At 74.0% G+C, this 17,408-nt stretch carries 18 protein-coding genes and 1 tRNA gene; 16 read left to right on the top strand and 3 right to left on the bottom strand.

Annotation, left to right across the window (positions count from 1 at the left end):
• The first annotated feature begins 186 nt into the window (after positions 1 to 186).
• From ACGF15_RS12805 to ACGF15_RS12790, 4 genes are all read left to right on the top strand, one after another.
• Complete coding sequence (locus ACGF15_RS12805; protein ID WP_345612384.1) at positions 187 to 939, top strand: hypothetical protein; 753 nt, start codon at positions 187 to 189, stop codon at positions 937 to 939.
• A gap of 107 nt (positions 940 to 1,046) precedes the next feature.
• Positions 1,047 to 3,143: a glycosyltransferase gene (locus tag ACGF15_RS12800; RefSeq protein ID WP_376427568.1), complete on the top strand. Its 2,097-nt coding sequence runs from the start codon at positions 1,047 to 1,049 to the stop codon at positions 3,141 to 3,143.
• Entirely contained in the window at positions 3,140 to 4,525 is a 1,386-nt protein-coding gene (locus ACGF15_RS12795) for an acyltransferase (protein ID WP_392798459.1), read from the top strand. Before ACGF15_RS12800 ends, ACGF15_RS12795 begins: the two co-directional genes overlap by 4 nt.
• A gap of 163 nt (positions 4,526 to 4,688) precedes the next feature.
• On the top strand, positions 4,689 to 5,873 hold the full coding sequence (locus ACGF15_RS12790) for a serine hydrolase domain-containing protein (RefSeq protein WP_362615700.1): 1,185 nt from the start codon (positions 4,689 to 4,691) through the stop codon (positions 5,871 to 5,873).
• 99 nt (positions 5,874 to 5,972) lie between these two features.
• Here ACGF15_RS12790 and ACGF15_RS12785 read toward each other — a convergent pair whose 3' ends face one another.
• The gene (locus ACGF15_RS12785; protein WP_392798456.1) at positions 5,973 to 6,188 is read right to left on the bottom strand and encodes a DUF4287 domain-containing protein; all 216 of its coding nucleotides are present in this window, start codon (positions 6,186 to 6,188) and stop codon (positions 5,973 to 5,975) included.
• A gap of 331 nt (positions 6,189 to 6,519) precedes the next feature.
• Here ACGF15_RS12785 and ACGF15_RS12780 point away from each other — a divergent pair, with 331 nt between their 5' ends.
• From ACGF15_RS12780 to ACGF15_RS12745, 8 genes are all read left to right on the top strand, one after another.
• Positions 6,520 to 6,804 carry a hypothetical protein gene (locus tag ACGF15_RS12780; RefSeq protein ID WP_392798453.1) on the top strand — a complete coding sequence of 95 codons (285 nt, stop codon included), beginning with the start codon at positions 6,520 to 6,522 and terminating at the stop codon, positions 6,802 to 6,804.
• 147 nt (positions 6,805 to 6,951) lie between these two features.
• Positions 6,952 to 7,578, top strand: coding sequence for a TetR family transcriptional regulator (locus ACGF15_RS12775; protein WP_345612396.1), 627 nt, complete (start codon positions 6,952 to 6,954; stop codon positions 7,576 to 7,578).
• A complete protein-coding gene (locus tag ACGF15_RS12770) occupies positions 7,575 to 9,236 on the top strand; it encodes an FAD-binding dehydrogenase (RefSeq protein ID WP_392798450.1) in 1,662 nt (553 codons plus the stop codon). The genes ACGF15_RS12775 and ACGF15_RS12770 overlap by 4 nt, the downstream gene beginning before the upstream one ends.
• Entirely contained in the window at positions 9,233 to 10,099 is an 867-nt protein-coding gene (locus ACGF15_RS12765) for an SDR family NAD(P)-dependent oxidoreductase (RefSeq protein WP_392798447.1), read from the top strand. The genes ACGF15_RS12770 and ACGF15_RS12765 overlap by 4 nt, the downstream gene beginning before the upstream one ends.
• 10 nt (positions 10,100 to 10,109) lie before the next feature.
• Positions 10,110 to 10,727: an HhH-GPD-type base excision DNA repair protein gene (locus tag ACGF15_RS12760; RefSeq protein WP_345612403.1), complete on the top strand. Its 618-nt coding sequence runs from the start codon at positions 10,110 to 10,112 to the stop codon at positions 10,725 to 10,727.
• A 171-nt stretch (positions 10,728 to 10,898) separates the two neighbouring features.
• Entirely contained in the window at positions 10,899 to 12,434 is a 1,536-nt protein-coding gene (locus tag ACGF15_RS12755) for a M28 family metallopeptidase (RefSeq protein ID WP_345612503.1), read from the top strand.
• A 403-nt stretch (positions 12,435 to 12,837) separates the two neighbouring features.
• Entirely contained in the window at positions 12,838 to 13,134 is a 297-nt protein-coding gene (locus tag ACGF15_RS12750) for a type II toxin-antitoxin system VapB family antitoxin (protein ID WP_003955420.1), read from the top strand.
• Positions 13,135 to 13,408: 274 nt separating this feature from the next.
• Positions 13,409 to 14,005: a LytR C-terminal domain-containing protein gene (locus ACGF15_RS12745; RefSeq protein ID WP_392798830.1), complete on the top strand. Its 597-nt coding sequence runs from the start codon at positions 13,409 to 13,411 to the stop codon at positions 14,003 to 14,005.
• Between the two features lie 88 nt (positions 14,006 to 14,093).
• Here ACGF15_RS12745 and upp read toward each other — a convergent pair whose 3' ends face one another.
• Complete coding sequence (gene upp, locus ACGF15_RS12740) at positions 14,094 to 14,729, bottom strand: uracil phosphoribosyltransferase (protein ID WP_345612408.1); 636 nt, start codon at positions 14,727 to 14,729, stop codon at positions 14,094 to 14,096.
• Positions 14,730 to 14,839: 110 nt separating this feature from the next.
• Between upp and ACGF15_RS12735 the strand changes: the two genes are divergently transcribed.
• From ACGF15_RS12735 to ACGF15_RS12720, 4 genes are all read left to right on the top strand, one after another.
• Positions 14,840 to 15,022 (top strand): hypothetical protein, encoded by a 183-nt coding sequence (locus tag ACGF15_RS12735; RefSeq protein WP_345612410.1) that lies wholly within the window; start codon positions 14,840 to 14,842, stop codon positions 15,020 to 15,022.
• Between the two features lie 172 nt (positions 15,023 to 15,194).
• The gene (locus ACGF15_RS12730) at positions 15,195 to 15,719 is read left to right on the top strand and encodes a hypothetical protein (protein ID WP_345612412.1); all 525 of its coding nucleotides are present in this window, start codon (positions 15,195 to 15,197) and stop codon (positions 15,717 to 15,719) included.
• Positions 15,720 to 15,740: 21 nt separating this feature from the next.
• Positions 15,741 to 16,280, top strand: coding sequence for a tRNA adenosine(34) deaminase TadA (gene tadA / locus ACGF15_RS12725; protein WP_392798442.1), 540 nt, complete (start codon positions 15,741 to 15,743; stop codon positions 16,278 to 16,280).
• A gap of 91 nt (positions 16,281 to 16,371) precedes the next feature.
• Positions 16,372 to 16,459, top strand: a tRNA-Ser gene (locus ACGF15_RS12720).
• A gap of 132 nt (positions 16,460 to 16,591) precedes the next feature.
• Here ACGF15_RS12720 and ACGF15_RS12715 read toward each other — a convergent pair.
• Entirely contained in the window at positions 16,592 to 17,122 is a 531-nt protein-coding gene (locus tag ACGF15_RS12715) for a hypothetical protein (protein ID WP_345612416.1), read from the bottom strand.
• Positions 17,123 to 17,408 lie beyond the last annotated feature (286 nt).

The raw sequence follows: 17,408 nt of genomic DNA, 5'->3' as shown, positions 1-17,408 counted from the left end.
CGTGAAGCCGACCCGGTGACGCCACCGGGATCCGGTGGCGGGCAGGAGTCCTGGTTCGGCGGCGCGCCGGGCGGGACCCCGGGCGGCTCCGCCGCGGAGAGCGCCCGAAGACCCGACCCATCGGTCACACGGGGTGACGATCCATCGCCCGGTTCCTCGGAAGCGGGCAGAACCCGCCCGCTTCCCGTGGCCGCCTCCGCGGAGGCCGGCGCCCCCCTCGCCGACGCCCCCTCCGCCGATGCGCACGACCCCAACGAGGTCACCGTCCAGATGGACGCGGTGCGCATCGGCGGCTCGGACGGCGCGTGGTCCGTCCGCCCGGCCGAGTCCGCCGCCGAGGTCCGCCGCGAGCCCGACGGCCCGGTCTTCGTGGACGAGTCCGGCCGCCGCAGCCGCACCTTCCGGCGCCTCGGCACCCTGATGGGGGCCGCCTGCGCCGTCTACGCCGTGATCATCGTGGGCACGCTGCTGTCCGGGAACTCCGCCGCGCCCTGGCTGCCGGTCCCGGACCAGGACCAGGGCGTACCGGCCGGGCAGGTCGAGATGTCCACGCCGCCGTCCGAGTCGGCCGAGCCGTCACCCACCGTGAGTGTGATCCCGACGCCCAGCGCCACCAGCGGCGTACGTCCCGCGGCGCCCGCCAGGGTCGTGCCCAGCCCCTCGGCGAGCGCTTCCGCGCCGAGCGGCTCCCCCGCCCCGGACCCCTCCTCGGCGGCCACCACGGCACCCTCACCGGACGCCACCGTCGAGGACCCCCCGGCCGAGCCCTCCTCCTCGTCCACCCCCTCGCCCACGCCCTCCGCCTCCACCGGCGGCCCCACGCCGGAACCGACCACGTCCCCCACCGGCGGGGGTTCCGCGGTCGAGAACGTCGCCCTCTCCGTGCCCGCCGGGTTCGCCGGCGGGGCCGCCCACTCCTCGACGGAGAGCGTCCTGTGAGCAGATCCACCCGCAAGCGTCTTTCCGCTCGCAAAGGCGCTCCGGTCGGCCGTCGCCGTTCGCTGCCGCTGCGCTTCCTGCTTCCCTCGCTGCTCCTGGTCGCCGTGATGACGATGCTGATGCTCCGCGGCTATGTGAACAGCGAGATCCTCGCCGACCACCGCGTCAGCTCCGAGACCGCGAGCGACCGGGTGCCCTCGGAGGTCCACGAGAGCGGACCGGTCCTCGACACCCGCGGCGACCGTGTGACCAGCCTGAGCGTGCCCGACGACAGCATCGTCCTCACCTTCGACGACGGCCCGGACCCCACCTGGACCCCCAAGGTGCTCGACGTGCTGAAGAAGCACCGCGCCCACGCGGTCTTCTTCGTCACCGGCACCATGGCCTCGCGGCACCCGGACCTCGTCCGCCGCATGGTCGACGAGGGCCACGAGGTCGGGCTCCACACCTTCAACCACCCCGACCTCTCCCTGCAGTCCAAGAGCCGCATCGACTGGGAGCTGTCCCAGAACCAGCTGGCGCTCGTCGGGGCCGCCGGTATCCGCTCCTCGCTCTTCCGGCCGCCCTACTCCTCCTTCGCCGACGCGATGGACAACGCGTCCTGGCCGGTGACTCAGTACGTCGGAACGCTCGGCTACATCACCGTCGTCAACGACACCGACACCGAGGACTGGCGCAGGCCGGGCGTCGGCGAGATCATCCGCAGGGCCACCCCGGAGGACGGCAAGGGCGCGATCGTCCTGATGCACGACTCCGGCGGCGACCGCTCGCAGACCGTGGCGGCGCTGGACCGGTTCCTGCCCGCGATGAAGGCCGAGGGCTACCGCTTCCAGAACCTCACCGAGGCGCTCGACGCGCCGAGCGCCCACACACCGGTCACCGGGGTGGACCTGTGGAAGGGCAAGGCCTGGACCTTCCTGGTCCAGGCATCGGAGGACACCACCGACGTCCTGGTCGTCGCACTGGCGGCCATCGGTGTGCTGGTCTTCACCCGCTTCGGTCTGATGCTCGTGCTGTCCGGCGCCCACGCCCGCCGGGTCCGCCGCAAGAACTTCCGCTGGGGCCCCGCCCCGGTGACCGAACCCGTCTCGGTGCTGGTGCCCGCGTACAACGAGGCCAAGTGCATCGAGAACACCATCCGCTCCCTGATGACGAGTGAGCACCCCATCGAGGTGATCGTCGTCGACGACGGCTCCGCCGACGGGACGGCCCGCATCGTCGAGGAGATGGGGCTGCCCAATGTGCGCGTCGTGCGCCAGCTCAACGCGGGCAAGCCGGCGGCCCTCAACAGGGGCCTGGTGAACGCCCGCTACGACCTGGTCGTGATGATGGACGGCGACACGGTCTTCGAGCCGTCCACCGTGCGCGAACTCGTGCAGCCCTTCGCGGACCCCCGGGTGGGTGCCGTCGCGGGCAACGCCAAGGTCGGCAACAAGGACTCGATGATCGGTGCCTGGCAGCACATCGAGTATGTGATGGGCTTCAACCTGGACCGCCGGATGTACGACATGCTGCGCTGCATGCCGACGATCCCGGGCGCGGTCGGGGCCTTCCGGCGTTCGGCGCTGGAGCGGGTCGGCGGCATGAGCGACGACACGCTCGCCGAGGACACCGACATCACCATGGCCCTGCACCGCGACGGCTGGCGCGTGGTCTACGCGGAGAACGCCCGGGCCTGGACCGAGGCACCGGAGACCGTCCAGCAGCTGTGGTCGCAGCGCTACCGCTGGTCCTACGGCACGATGCAGGCGATCTGGAAGCACCGCCGGGCCCTGGTGGAACGCGGGCCCTCCGGCCGCTTCGGCCGTGTGGGGCTGCCGCTGGTCTCGCTGTTCATGGTGCTGGCACCGCTGCTGGCACCGCTGATCGACGTGTTCCTCCTGTACGGGCTCATCTTCGGGCCCACCGGGAAGACGGTCGCCGCCTGGCTGGGCGTCCTCGCGGTGCAGGCGGTCTGCGCCGCCTACGCCTTCCGTCTGGACCGGGAGAAGATGACGCACCTCGTCTCCCTGCCCCTCCAGCAGATCCTCTACCGGCAGTTGATGTACGTGGTGCTGCTGCAGTCCTGGATCACCGCACTCACCGGCGGCCGCCTGCGCTGGCAGAAGCTGCGGCGCACCGGCGTGGTGGAGGCGGCCCCGGGCTCGGTCCCGAGGCAGTCGGCCGAGCAGACGAGCGGCAGTGAGCGGAGGCCCGTCGGATGACCACGCACGAGCAGGCGCCGGGGCCCGGCCCGGCCCCGGCAGCACCGGCCGGCGCCTGGCAGGCCGATCCCCCGCCCGCCGCAGCACCCACGGCACCGGTCGGCGCACCGGTCGGCGTCCGGGAGGCCGAACCGCCGGGTGCAGAACGCCCCGGTGCAGAACGCGCCGGTGCCGCTCCGGCCGGTCCCCCGGAGGCCGGTCCGCCGCGATCCGCGACAACCGGGCCCGAGGGCGCGGGAGCCCCTCCGGCGCAGCGGAGGCAGGGCCGCGACCGGTACCTGGACCTGCTGCGGTCCATCGCGCTGGTCCGGGTGGTGGTGTACCACGTCTTCGGCTGGGCCTGGCTGACGATCCTCTTCCCCTCCATGGGGGTGATGTTCGCGCTGGCGGGCATGCTGATGGCGCGCTCGCTGGACCGCCCCGCACGCCAGGTGATCATGAGCCGGGTGCGGCGTCTGCTGCCCCCGCTGTGGGCGTTCGGCGCGGTGACGCTGACCGTGCTCCTCGTGGGCGGCTGGAATCCGCTGAAGGACACCGGCGACGGCGCCGCCTGGGGCCTGGTCAGGGTCCTCTCCTACCTGGTGCCGTTCGGCGCGCCGCCCTACCCGCCCGGCGACGACTGGGCGATGCAGGCCGCGGGCCCGCTGTGGTACCTGCGCGCCTATCTGTGGTTCGTCCTGGCCTCGCCGCTGCTGCTGTGGGCCTTCCGCCGCGTCCCGTGGGCCGTACTGGCGGCCCCCCTGGCGCTGACGGCCGTCGTCGGCACCGGCCTGGTCGCGATCCCCGGCGAGACCGGTGAGGCGGTGACCGACTTCGCGGTCTACGGCGGCTGCTGGGTGCTGGGCTTCGCGCACCACGACGGGCTGCTGAAGCGGATCCCGCGGTACGCCGCGGTGTCCTGGGGCTTCCTGGTGATGGCCTTCGGCCTGTGGTGGGCCTCGGGCCACGCGGGTGCCGGCGGCTGGAACCTCAACGAGATCCCGCTGGCGCAGGCGGCGTGGTCGTTCGGCTTCGTGCTCATCCTGCTCCAGTACGCCCCCTCCTGGGAGCGGCTCCCGGGCCGACTGGCGAAGTGGGACGGGCTCGTCACCCTGTCCAACAACCGGGCGGTCACGATCTACCTGTGGCACAACCTGCTGATCTTCGTGGCGGGGCTGGTCGTCAGCCAGGGGTACCGGCTGCCGTTCCTCGCCGGGGAGAGGGGCGACGCGGCGCTCGACGCGACGTACTCGATGTGGACGTTCGTGGTGGTCTGGCCGCTGATCGCCCTGGCGGTGCTCGCGTTCGGCTGGATCGAGGACGTCGCGGCGCGGCGTCGGCCGCGACTGTGGCCGAACGGGACCGCGGGCAACCGGACCGGACGCCGCGCCCGCCGGACGTAGCAGGGGCACCGGCGGCGGAGCACGCGGCGCCCCCGTGCGGCGCGCGGGGATGCGCCCGCACGGGGGACGCGCTGGGCCGGGTGCGCCCCGGCCCCGCCGCCGAACCGGTCACCTCCGCCCGTTCACCGGGAGAACGGCCCGGATGTGCGCATACCTCATCTCCATGAGGAAGATCCTGCTCTCCGCGCTCTGCGCCGCCGCCCTGCTCGCCGGCGCCCTCCCGGCCACGGCCGCGGACCACCGCCCACCGCCGTGCACCGCCTCGCCCCCGGCCCGGGCGGGGAAGGCGGCGGACGTCGTCCGCATCGCCGAGGAGGCGCGCCGCGACCTGGACCTCAACTCCGTCGTCCTCAAGGTGACGGTGCGCGGGCGGGAGGTGGTGACCTCCGCGCTCGGCGAGTCGATGACCGGCGTACCCGCCGATCCCGCGATGCACTTCCGCAACGGCTCCGTGGCCATCGCCTACCTGGGCACGGTGCTGCTCCAACTCGTCGACGAGGGGCGGGTGTCGCTGGACGACCCCGTCTCCCGCTGGCTGCCCCGGCTGCCGCACTCCGAGCGGATCACCCTGCGGATGCTCGGCAGTTCGACCTCGGGGCTCGCGGACTACGTCACCGACCCGGGCTTCCTGGCAGCGCTGGACGCCGACCCGTTCCGGCAGTGGGAGGCACGCGAGCTGGTGCGCATCTCCACCTCGCACCCCCTGTGGTACCGGCCGGGCACCAACTGGAGCTACTCGCACGCCAACTTCGTCATCCTGGGCAGGGCGCTGGAGCGGATCACCGGGACCCCGCTGGACGCACTGCTGCGGGAGCGGGTCCTCCGGCCCCTCGGGCTGTCCGAGACCCGTTCCTCCACGACGCCCGACATCCCCGCGCCGGTGCTGCACGCCTTCACCGCCGAGCGCGGCACCTACGAGGAGTCCACCTTCTGGAACCCCTCGTGGACCACGGCGCCGGGCGCGGTCATGACGACGGACATCTGCGACCTGGCCCGCTCGGCCGTGGCCGTCGGCACGGGGGAGCTGCTCTCCCGGCGCGCCCACCGCGAGCAGCTGGACCCCGGGACCGTCGGGCTCGGCGGGCCGACGGACACCTGCCCGGAGACGGTCTGCTTCGCCAACACCGAGGCACGCCACTACGGGCTGGGCGTGAACGTGCTGAACACCTGGATCACCCAGAACCCCGTCTTCGACGGCTTCGCCGCCGTCCAGGCGTACCTGCCGTCCCGGCACCTGGCCGTCGCCGTGTCGACGACCCAGGGCCCGGACTCCCCGGGCGGCAACACCGCCCAGCTGGTCGCGGCCCGGATCGCCGCGGTCCTCGCACCGGAGCGGCCGCTGGGGTAGGGCGGTGCCCGTCGCCGGGGACCGCGGGCGCTCCCCCGCGGTCCCCGCGGTCCCCGGCGACGGGGGCGGGCGGGCCGTGGTCCGGCCGCGCCCCGCCGGTCAGGACCGGGTGGCGTCCTCGGCCCTGGTGTGGGCCACCAGGGCGTTGGCGTGGCCGTGGCCCAGGCCGTGCTCGGCCTTGAGCCAGGAGACGAGTTCCCTGTGCCGCGTCAGCGGCGAGGCGCGGATCAGTTCCTTCCACTCGGCGACGGGGCGGCCGTACGTCTTCTCGATCGAGGGGAAGTAGCTCGCGGGGCCCTTGGCGGCTGCGGTCATGGCGGGTTCTCCGTATCTGCGTCGGCGGTGGTCGCTCCGGTGGTCTCTGCCGTGCCGTGAGGGCGGACCGCCCGCCCCGCCGGGACTCGTCGGTGCGGAGGTGTGAGAGAGGTCACAGGGCGGGCGCCCCTGCGGGGCGTGCCGGTGCGGACGGCCGGAACGGGTCCGCACCGAGCCGTTTTCGGCCAATGACGCCGACCGGGCCGGGAGTTCTCAACCGCCCGGCCCCCGGCCCGCCTCTGAGAGACGGGAGGCCGTCGCCGGGCGCCGGTCCGCGCTCCGCTGCGCCGCCTCCCGCATCCCGCCCGGCACCGGAGAACAGCGAGGAACGATGACCAGATCCCGTACCGCCCGTACCGCCCGCACCGCTCCCACCTCCCGCACCGCCCCCACCCTCCCCGACCGCGCGGCGCTCGCCGTCGCCGCCGCGGTGGCCGTCACCGCGCTGGCCGGGGCGGCCGCTCCCGGGGCGGACCCCGCGGCGTCCGGCCCCGGGCACCGCACGGCCGCCGCTCCCGGCAGCCCCGCCACACCCCAGGGCGACAACCACATCGCCGACCGTCCCGCGGCCCTGGGGGCGCTCACGGCGGAGCCGGGCGGGGCCCGCACCGCCTGAGGCCGGCGGCCTCTCCCCTCCGGGCCCCGGGGCGCGGCGCCCCGGGGCCCGGACCTCCCGCGGGAGCCCTCGCGGCGGCCCCCGCGCCGCCCCCTTGTCGATGCACAGGTGTATCCGATACGTTCACGCATCCGAGAAGGGACCGCCATGAGCACCACCGCACCCCGCCGGGTGACCGCCCGCCGCGCCCGGACACGTCGCCGCATGCTGGACGCCGCGCTGCAGGTCTTCGCCGAGGAGGGCTTCGGGCGCTCCACCGTCGAGCAGGTCTGCGAGCGGGCCGGGTTCACCCGGGGCGCGTTCTACTCCAACTTCGCCTCCCTCGACGAACTCTTCCTCGCCATGTGGGAGGAGCGCTCCGAGCGCATGCTGGAGGACCTGCGCGAGGCCCTCGCCGAGGTCACCGCGGCCTCACCGGACCAGGCCCTGCGCGCCGCCCTCGGCGCGATCCCGGTGGACGACGCCTGGTACCGGGTCACCGCCGAGTTCACCGCCCACGCCCTGCGCAACCCCTCGCTGCGCCGGGTGATGGCCGCCCGGGAGCAGGCCGTCCTCGACACGGTCCTGCCCGTCGTCGTCGCCACGCTGGCCCGCCTCGGACGTCGGGTCCCGGAGGTGACCGCGCTGGGCCGGGCGCTCGTCGCGGTGCACGACGGCACCGCGGTGCAGGTGCTCCTCGAACCGGGGGCCGAGGAGCCCCGGCGGAGGCGGGAGGAGCTCTTCCTCACCGTCCTGAACGCCTACAGCACACCGATCGCCGAGGAGGCACCGTGAGCGGGGACGCCGACGTCATCGTCGTGGGCGCCGGGCTGTCCGGCCTGGTCGCGACGTACGAGCTGGTCCGGGCCGGGCGGCGCGTGATCGTCGTCGACCAGGAGAACGAGGCCAACCTCGGGGGGCAGGCGTTCTGGTCCCTGGGCGGCCTGTTCCTGGTGGACAGCCCCGAGCAGCGCCGCATGGGCATCCGGGACTCGGCCGCGCTGGCCCTCTCCGACTGGCTCGGGTCGGCCGGCTTCGACCGGGAGCGCGAGGACCAGTGGCCGCGGCGCTGGGCCGAGGCCTACGTCGACTTCGCGGCCGGGGAGAAGCGGGCCTACCTCCACCGGCTCGGGCTGCGGGTGATGCCGACCGTCGGATGGGCCGAGCGCGGTGCGGGCTCGGCGTCCGGGCACGGCAACTCGGTGCCCCGGTTCCACCTCACCTGGGGGACCGGCCCGGAGGTCGTCCGCGTCTTCCGCGAACCGGTCCTCGCCGCGGCCGCCCGGGGGCTGGTGACCTTCCGGTACCGGCACCGGGTCGACGGGCTGATCACCGAGGGCGGAGCGGCGGCCGGTGTCCGCGGCACCGTGCTGGAGCCGTCCGCCGCGCCGCGCGGCGCGGCCTCCTCCCGAGAGCCGGCGGGCGAGTTCGCGCTGCGGGCCCAGGCCGTGGTCGTGACCTCGGGCGGCATCGGCGGCGACCACGCACTGGTGCGGCGCAACTGGCCCGCCGACCGGCTCGGCCCCGCACCCCGCTCCATGATCACCGGGGTCCCCGCGTACGTCGACGGCCGGATGCTGGGCATCGCCGAGGAGGCGGGAGCCTCCCTGGTGAACCGGGACCGGATGTGGCACTACACCGAGGGCATCCGCAACTGGGACCCGATCTGGCCCGACCACGCCATCCGCATCATCCCGGGCCCCTCCTCGCTGTGGCTGGACGCCACGGGCAGGCGGCTGCCGGCGCCGCTCTTCCCCGGGCACGACACCCTGGCCACCCTCCGGCACATCGTCTCGACCGGCCACGACTACTCGTGGTTCGTGCTGACGCGGTCCATCGTGGAGAAGGAGTTCGCGCTCTCCGGCTCCGAGCAGAACCCCGACGTCACCGGGAAGGACCTGAAGCTCGTCCTCTCCCGCGCCCGCAAGGGCGCCCCCGGCCCGGTGCAGGCCTTCCTGGACAAGGGCGAGGACTTCGTCGTGCGGCGCACCCTCCCCGAACTCGTCGCGGGCATGAACGCCATCGCCCCCGGCCCGAGGCTGGACGCGGCGCAGGTGGAGCGCGAGGTGGTGGCCCGCGACCGGGAGGCCTCGGCCGCCTACTCCAAGGACTTCCAGATGATGTCGGTCGCCAACGCCCGTGCGTACTGGCCGGACAGGCTCACCCGGGTCGCCCGGCCGCACCGGCTGCTCGACCCCGCGCACGGCCCGCTGATCGCGGTGCGCCTGCACCTGCTCACCCGCAAGACCCTCGGCGGGCTGGAGACGACCCTCGACTCCCAGGTGGTCCGCCCCGGCGGGGAGCCCTTCGAGGGCCTGTACGCGGCGGGCGAGGCGGCCGGCTTCGGCGGCGGCGGGGTGCACGGCTACAACGCGCTGGAGGGCAGCTTCCTCGGCGGCTGCGTCTTCTCCGGACGGGCGGCGGGCCGGGCGATCGCACGGAGGCTCGGATGAGCGCCGCGCGCACCGCCCTGGTCACCGGTGCCTCCTCGGGCATCGGCGCGGCCGTGGCCCGGGCCCTGACCGCCCGCGGGTACCGGGTGTACGGGACGAGCCGCCGCCCCGGATCCGTCACCGATCCGGTCCCGGGCGTGGAGTACCTGGCACTGGACCTGACCGACCCGGCCTCCGTCCGGGCGTGCGCCGCGGCGGCCGGCCCGGTGGACGTGCTCGTCAACAACGCGGGGGAGAGCCAGAGCGGGCCGCTGGAGGAACTGCCGGAGGAGGCGCTGGAGCGCCTCTTCCGGCTGAACGTCCTCGGCGCGGTGCGGCTGACGCAGCTGGTGCTGCCGGGCATGAGGGCCCGGCGGGGCGGACGGATCGTCATGGTCGGCTCGATGCTGGCCAGCTTCCCGCTGGCGTACCGCTCCTCGTACGTGGCCTCCAAGGCCGCCCTCAAGGGCTTCGCCACGGCGCTGCGCCGCGAGGTGGCGCCGTACGGGATCGGGGTGGCCACCGTGGAGCCCGGGGCGATCAGCACCGGCATCAGCGCCCGCCGGACGGGTTATCTGGCCGAAGGCTCCCCCTACCGGGAGGAGTACGAGGCGATGCTGGCCGCCCTCGACGCCAACGAGGCCCGGGGCGTCCCCGCGGAGCGGGTCGCGGCCACCGTGCTGCGGGCCGTGGAGGCAGCCAGGCCCCGGCCCCTGTACGCGGTCGGCAGCGGCGCGCCCCTGGTGTTCGTGCTGCGCCGGCTGCTGCCGCGGTCCACCGTCGAGCGGATGACGGCCCGTCGCCACGGGCTGCGCCCGGTGGCCGGGCCCGTTCCGGCTACCCGGCCGGGCGGCCGCGCTGGCGGCCCACCCGGCCGCGGGTGATCATCGGGGCATGGATGCCACGATTCACCTCGCCCAGCAACCCGAGGCCGACGAGCTGCTCGGGCGGAGCGCCCTCGCCGCCCTGGTCGGCATGCTGCTGGACCAGCAGGTCCCCATGGAGTGGGCGTTCACCGGCCCGTACACGCTCGCGCAGCGCCTCGGCACCGACGACCTGGACGCGGGCGCGATCGCGGCCCACGACCCGGAGGCCTTCGCCGACCTGCTCCGCCGCAAGCCCGCGGTGCACCGCTACCCCGGCTCGATGGCGAAGCGGGTGCAGGAGCTCTGCCGCCATCTCGTCGAGGAGTACGACGGCGACGCCGCCGCGGTCTGGCGGGACGTGGACAGCGGACCGGAACTGCTGGCGCGGCTGCGTGCCCTGCCCGGGTACGGGGAGCAGAAGGCGCAGATCTTCCTCGCGCTGCTGGGCAAGCAGTACGGGGTGCGGCCGCGGGGCTGGCGGGAGGCGGCCGGCGTCTACGGCGAGGAGGGCGCCTACCGCTCCGCGGCGGACATCACGGGACCCGAGTCGCTGGCCCGGGTGCGCGCCTACAAGCAGGAGAGGAAGGCGGCGGCCGGACCGTCCGGATCGGGCAAGCGTTCCGATCGCGCCAAAGGCGCCAAGTAGGCGTCAAACAGCGGTACTTGGGGCGGAGGGATCTCGTCCGGGTGTCAATGGCATGAAATGCGCCGCCAGTTGTGACTGAAGTGTTCCCAGATCCGGATGAGATCGCTAGCTTCCCTTCCACCCACGTTCGCATCGGGAAGGACCTCTGTGACCGCATCACCTCGCAGAGCCGTGGCCACCCTGGCCGCAGCCGCACTCGCGACCCCGCTCCTGCTGGCGTCCGCCTCCCCTTCCGCAGCGCACCGCGCCGACCCCGGCGACCGGGCGGCGAAGGACGCGGCGAAGCTCGCCCGGAAACTGGTGGCCAGGGCGTCGGCCGACGACGCCTTCCGCCACCTGGAGAAGTTCCAGCAGATAGCAGACACCACCGACGGCCACCGCGCCGCCGGCTCGCTCGGCCACGACGCCTCCGCCGCGTACGTGTACCAGCAGATGAAGCGCTGGGGCTACAACGTCTCCTACCAGACGTTCCAGTTCCCCTACACGGAGACCCAGGCCGAGGAGCTGTCGGTCGTCGCACCCGCCCCGCGGGACGTCGAGATCGCGGCCATGACCTACACGACGTCCACCCCGGTGGGCGGGATCACGGCCGCCCTGGCCGCCGTGCCGGTGGACGACACGACCGGCTGCGAGGCGGAGGACTACGCCTCGGCCACCTTCACGGGGAAGATCGCGCTGATCAAGCGCGGCGGCTGCACCTTCGCCCAGAAGCAGGCCACGGCGGCCGACGCGGGCGCGGTGGGCGCCATCGTCTACAACAACACCGACGGCGTGCTCTCCGGCACCCTCGGCGACGCCGCGGCCGGGCGCATCCCGACCGGCGGTGTGACCAAGGCGGCGGGCGAGCAGCTGGCGGCCGACCTGGCGGCCGGGCCGGTGGAGGTCTCCCTGGAGATCCGCCAGCTCCAGCAGACGCGCACCACCCGCAACGTGATCGCCGAGACCAAGCGCGGCAACGCGGCCAACACCGTGATGCTCGGCTCCCACCTGGACTCGGTCAGCGAGGGGCCCGGCATCAACGACAACGGCTCCGGTTCCGCCGGTCTGCTGGAGGTCGCCGAACAGCTGGCGAAGAAGGAGAAGCGGCCGACCAACAAGGTCCGCTTCGCCTGGTGGTCGGCCGAGGAGAACGGCCTGCTCGGCTCCGAGCACTACGTGGCCGAACTCAGCGACCTCGGCAGGAAGGAGATCAAGCTCTATCTGAACTTCGACATGATCGCCTCGCCGAACTACGGGCTCTTCGTCTACGACGGCGACGACTCCGACGGCGTCGGCGCGGGGCCGGGGCCGCAGGGCTCGGCGCAGCTGGAGCGCGACATCAACGCCTTCCTCGACCGCCGCGGCACCCCGCACGAGGGCACGGACTTCACCGGGCGCTCCGACTACGGCCCCTTCATCGAGGTGGGCATCCCCTCCGGCGGCACCTTCACCGGGGCGGAGGGCATCAAGACCGAGGCCCAGGTCCAGAAGTTCGGCGGTCAGGCGGGCGTGGCCTACGACCCGAACTACCACGCCGCGGGCGACGACCTCGACAACGTCAACATGGACGCCTTCGCCGTGAACATCGGCGTCATCGCCAACGCGGTGGGGACCTACGCCCATGACATCAGCTCGCTCCGCACGCCGGTCGAGTCCGTGCCGACGGGCGGCGACGCGGGCAGCGGCGGCGGCCTGCACGACGGCCACGGCCACGAGGTGACCGAGTAGCACCCGGCAGGGCCTGCCGGTGGCACCGGCCCCGGTGCCACCGGACTCCCGGCACCCCCCGGCGCGACGTGCGCCGGGGGGTGCCGTCGTCTGCGGGCGGCGCGACAGGCCCACCGGGCCGGGGCGCGCGGCCTCCGGCTCCCCGCGCGGGCGGGTGCGGCCTCCCGGTCAACGGGGGTGTGGCCATGGCCACCTCCGGCTCCCCGCGCGGGCGGGTGCGGCGTCGCCCCCGGCCGGTGCCTCCCGGTGCGTCCCCGCCCTCGGCGGCACCCCGCCGACGGGCCCGGGACGGGAACCGGCGCCCGCTCCGGAAGCGGTTCCTCAGCTTCTGCCCGGGTTTCACCCCGATGGCCACCTGGCTTCGCGGCTGCGCCGGGAGCCCGTCGCCCGGTAGGCTTTCCGTGTGATCTTCAAGCGCATCGGCAACGGGCGGCCGTACCCCGACCACGGCCGGGAGAGTACCCGGCAGTGGGCGGACGTCGCGCCCCGCCCGGTCCGCCTCGACCAGCTCGTCACCACCAAGGGCCAGCTGGATCTCGAAACCCTGCTCGCGGAGGACTCGACCTTCTACGGCGACCTCTTCGCCCATGTCGTGAAGTGGCAGGGCGACCTCTATCTGGAGGACGGCCTGCACCGCGCCGTGCGCGCGGCCCTGCAGCAGCGCCAGGTGCTGCACGCCCGGGTGCTCGAACTGGGCTGACAGGGTCCCCCGGCCCGGCCTCCGGGCCCGGGCCGTGCGGCTCCCCGCCTGCCGCGCCCCCTCCGCGGTCCAGGCGGCCCGGTGCGCCCGGACCCGCTCCGGCAGCCCCGGGACACGCCCGGTCCGCGCGTGCGCGACAGCGTGCCCGCCCCTCCGCCGTGCCTCCTTTCGAGGTCAATCGCCTCCCGGACGGACGCAGGCAGCTGATCGTTTAGTAGGCATGGCGCCGAGACGGCACTACGCTGCGCCCATGAGCATGCTCACACCCCCCGGCATGGGCGGAAAGTACCGCATCACGGGCAACGCTTATCCCCGGATGCGACGCCCGCGGAGGCGCCGCAGAATCGTCTTCGCGGTCGTGGCCGCGGTGGTCGCCCTCGGCCTGGCCGGCTGGGGCACCGTCCAGCTCATCGACGCCTTCACCGGCGGGGACGAGACCACCGCCACCGCCGCGAAGAAGGCCCGGGAGTGCGAACCCGTCCCCGTCGTCTCCGCCGCACCGCCCCCGCCGCCGCGCGAGATCACCGTGAACGTCTTCAACGCCACACCCCGCAGCGGGCTGGCCAAGGCGGCCGCCGACGAGCTGAAGAAACGCGGCTTCACCATCGGGGAGATCGGCAACGCCACCGAGGAGTACGACAAGAAGGTGCCCGGCACCGCGGTGCTGCTCGGCGGTGCCACCGCCCACGACGGCCCCTTCCGGGTGCTCGGCACCCAGCTCACCGGCACCCAGCTCAAGACCGACACCCGCGAGGGCGCGGAGGTCGACCTGATCATCGGCACGGCCTTCACCGCCCTGTCGCCCAAGGCCCAGGCCGACACCGCGCTCGCCGCGCTGAGCAAGCCGGCGCCCGCCCCTTCCGGCTGCTGAGCCCGGGGCGCCCGGCCGGCGGCGGGACGCACCGGGCCGGCGGCGTCCTCGCGCCGCCGGCCCGGGCCGTCACCGTCGTCCTGCCGTACTACTCCGCCGCGCCGTACATCCGGTCGCCCGCGTCCCCGAGGCCGGGCACGATGTAGCCGTTGTCGTTCAGCCGCTCGTCGACCGAGGCGGTGACCACGGTGACCGGGGTCCCGGCCAGCTCGCGCTCCATCACCGCCACGCCCTCGGGGGCGGCGAGCAGCACGACGGCCGTGACGTCGTCGGCACCCCGGTCGATCAGCTCGCGGATCGCGGCGACCAGCGTGCCGCCCGTCGCCAGCATCGGGTCCAGGACGTAGACCTGACGCCCGGAGAGGTCCTCGGGCATCCGGGTGGCGTAGGTCGAAGCCTCCAGGGTCTCCTCGTTGCGGATCATCCCCAGGAAGCCCACCTCGGCGGTCGGCAGCAGCCGCACCATGCCGTCCAGCATGCCCAGGCCCGCCCGCAGGATGGGCACCACCAGCGGCCGGGGGTGGGAGAGCTTCACCCCGGTCGTGCCGGTCACCGGGGTCTCGATGTCGACCTGCTCGGTGCGCACGTCCCGGGTGGCCTCGTAGGCGAGCAGGGTCACCAGCTCGTCGGCGAGGCGCCGGAAGGTGGGGGAGTCGGTGCGCCGGTCGCGCAGCGTGGTGAGTTTGTGCGCCACCAGCGGGTGGTCGACGACGTGGATCCGCATGGCGTCCACAGTAGCCCGCGCTCGCATCAACCCCTGCGCCGGAGGGAAGGTGGTGGGGTACCCCGGCCGCGGGACGGGGCGCAGTCAGAGTGCATGGGGTGGTGTGACCGATGGCGGAGCCCGACCCGGAGCGTGCCGAGCAGCCGGAGACCGACGCCGACCGGCGCAGGCGGCGCGCGCAGTTCCTGCGCGAGCTGAACGAGGCGAGGGCGCTCCGCGACCGGGTCCAGCCGAGGAAGGCGCGTGCGGCCCGGATGCGCCAGCAGATGCGCATGAGGACCTTCCGCTGGTGATCCTCCGGGCCCCCCGGGAGCCCTCCCTGCGGGGGACACGGCAGAACTGGTGGCCGACGCAACGCGGGAAGACCTCTCGCCCGGCGCATGTTTCTGCCACGATTCCGGGAGGGCGGGGCACGCACGCCGCGCACCGCCGGTCGTCACACCTCTGATCAGTGGGAGAGTCACGGTGTACTTCGCCGCACTGCTCGCGCGCACTCACGACGGGTGGCAAGCGAGCGACACAGAGCTCGACGATGTGGAGACCCTGTCGGACCTGGCCGACCTGGCCCGGGACGCCTCGGTGGACGAGGACACGGTGGTCCTCTTCATCGAGCAGGAGGACGCCTGGTTCGGCGTCCTGCGGATCGAGGGGGAAGAGGACCCCCGGATCTTCGTCTCGGACGCGGCCGCGGCCGCACGCTCCTCGTACGGGGAGATCCTCACGACCGAACTGCTCGGCGGGGACGAGGACCCCGCCGACGAACTCGACGCACTCGACCTGGACGGCACCGAGGACGGCGAGCCGGACCGCGAGGACGGGGAGGGCGAGTCCTTCGAGGGCGAGTCCGTCCCCGCGGGACCGGTCGGCGACCGGGCCGTCCTCGCGGACCTCGGCCTGTCCGAGTCGGACCTGCTGGCTCTGGGGTCCGAGGCGCTGCCCGAGATCACGGAGGCGCTCGGCGCCGGCGAGATCCTGGAGACCGTCCGCTGACGCCCCCCGATGAACCATCCGATGAACCGTCCGACACCCCCTCGGACCCCCGGCCGCCCCGGGAGTCCTGACCCCCACGACCCCGACGCCGACCGCGTGCGCGGGCCCTGGCTGGCGCCGATGCGACGCGCGCTGACCGAGGCCGGGCGCGCGGCCGCCGCCGGGGATGTGCCCGTGGGTGCCGTCGTGCTGGCCGCCGACGGCACCCTGCTGGCCACCGGCCACAACGAGCGCGAGGCCGCCGGCGATCCGACGGCCCATGCGGAGGTGCTCGCCCTGCGGCGGGCCGCCGCCCGGGTGGGCGCATGGCGCCTGACCGGCTGCACCCTGGTGGTCACGCTGGAACCCTGCACCATGTGCGCGGGTGCCCTGGTGCAGTCCCGTGTGGAACGCGTGGTCTACGGCGCCCGCGACGAGAAGGCGGGAGCCGCGGGCTCGCTGTGGGACCTGGTGCGCGATCGACGGCTCAACCACCGGCCGGAGGTGATCGCGGGCGTGCTGGAGCAGGAGTGCTCCGAGTTGCTGACCCGCTTCTTCCGCGATCGTCCCGCACCGTTCTGACCTGCGGCCGCGTCCCCGAGACGGAGGTCACCTCCGTGGAGCCGGGGAACCGATTTCGGAGCACGGCCTCCGGTGGGCTAGGATCTCTCCCGGTAGCGTGTCCGAGCGGCCGAAGGAGCTCGCCTCGAAAGCGAGTGTGGCGTAACCCGTCACCGTGGGTTCAAATCCCACCGCTACCGCTGTGGAAGGGGCGGACCGGTCGGAAGACCGGTCCGCCCCTTCCGGTTTCCCGACCCGGATTCCGCCTCGGTCGGCCCACCGGGACTGCTCGTCGTCGCCTTCCGCCCCGGTTCCCTCTCCCCGCGACGCCCTCACGCGTCGTGCCGAGCCTCCCGCCACCTGGCCAACGCCTCCTCCTCCGCCCGGAAGGCGGCGGCGACCAGGACGGCGGACAGTGCGAACACGCAGGCGGCCCCTGCGTCGAACTCTCGCACCACTGCCTTCACCGCCGACTCGTACGTGTCGCGGGACACCGGTTCCCGGACTCCTCGGTCGTTGAGGTAGTAGCCCTCCGCGGTGCGTTCCGGCTGCCCACCGGCCGGATCCGCGCCGAGGGCGAGGCACAGCACCACGCCGAGGGCGAGCCCCCCTGCCGCGAGCTTCAGCCATCGGGGGGTGTGCCACAGCAGGTCGAGGAACTCCTGACCCTGGGTTCGCACGCCTGCCCGGCGGCATCGCAGTACCGCACTCCCGAGCACCGGAAACATCAGACCGAACAGGGTGAACGCGGCAGCTTCGGGAACCACGGGCGTTCCCGGCAGCAGGGTCAGGGCCACGGCGATCGCGGCCAGCCCGGAGAGGGACAACGACACGCCCATATGGACCTTGTAGCTGGTCGGCACCGGCGATCCTCTCCTCGCTGCGTGCGAGAAGCCTGACTCATCGGATGCCGCCGGAGGAGCCCCGAACGCAGCAGGTATGACCGTCCGGTACTGCGGGATCCCGGCAAGGAACCGACTGGTGACTGATCCTGGCCGCGGACACCTCCGCCTCCCGGGCGGTTCTCCGGCCCCGGTCCCGCCCCGGCCGGCCCCGCCGGGGGCGGTCCCGGTCCCGGCGGCGGTTCCGGGTTCCCGGCCCGCCCGTCCGCGGCCGGAGCGGCCCGGGAGCGCTCGGCTAGACTCACGC

Origin of the sequence: Streptomyces sp. NPDC048001 (genome assembly GCF_043203115.1) — a bacterium.
In the GTDB taxonomy this organism is placed as follows: domain Bacteria; phylum Actinomycetota; class Actinomycetes; order Streptomycetales; family Streptomycetaceae; genus Streptomyces; species Streptomyces sanyensis.
The sequence above is the reverse complement of the archived record's forward strand: the minus strand, read 5'-3'. Positions and strand labels throughout refer to the sequence as shown.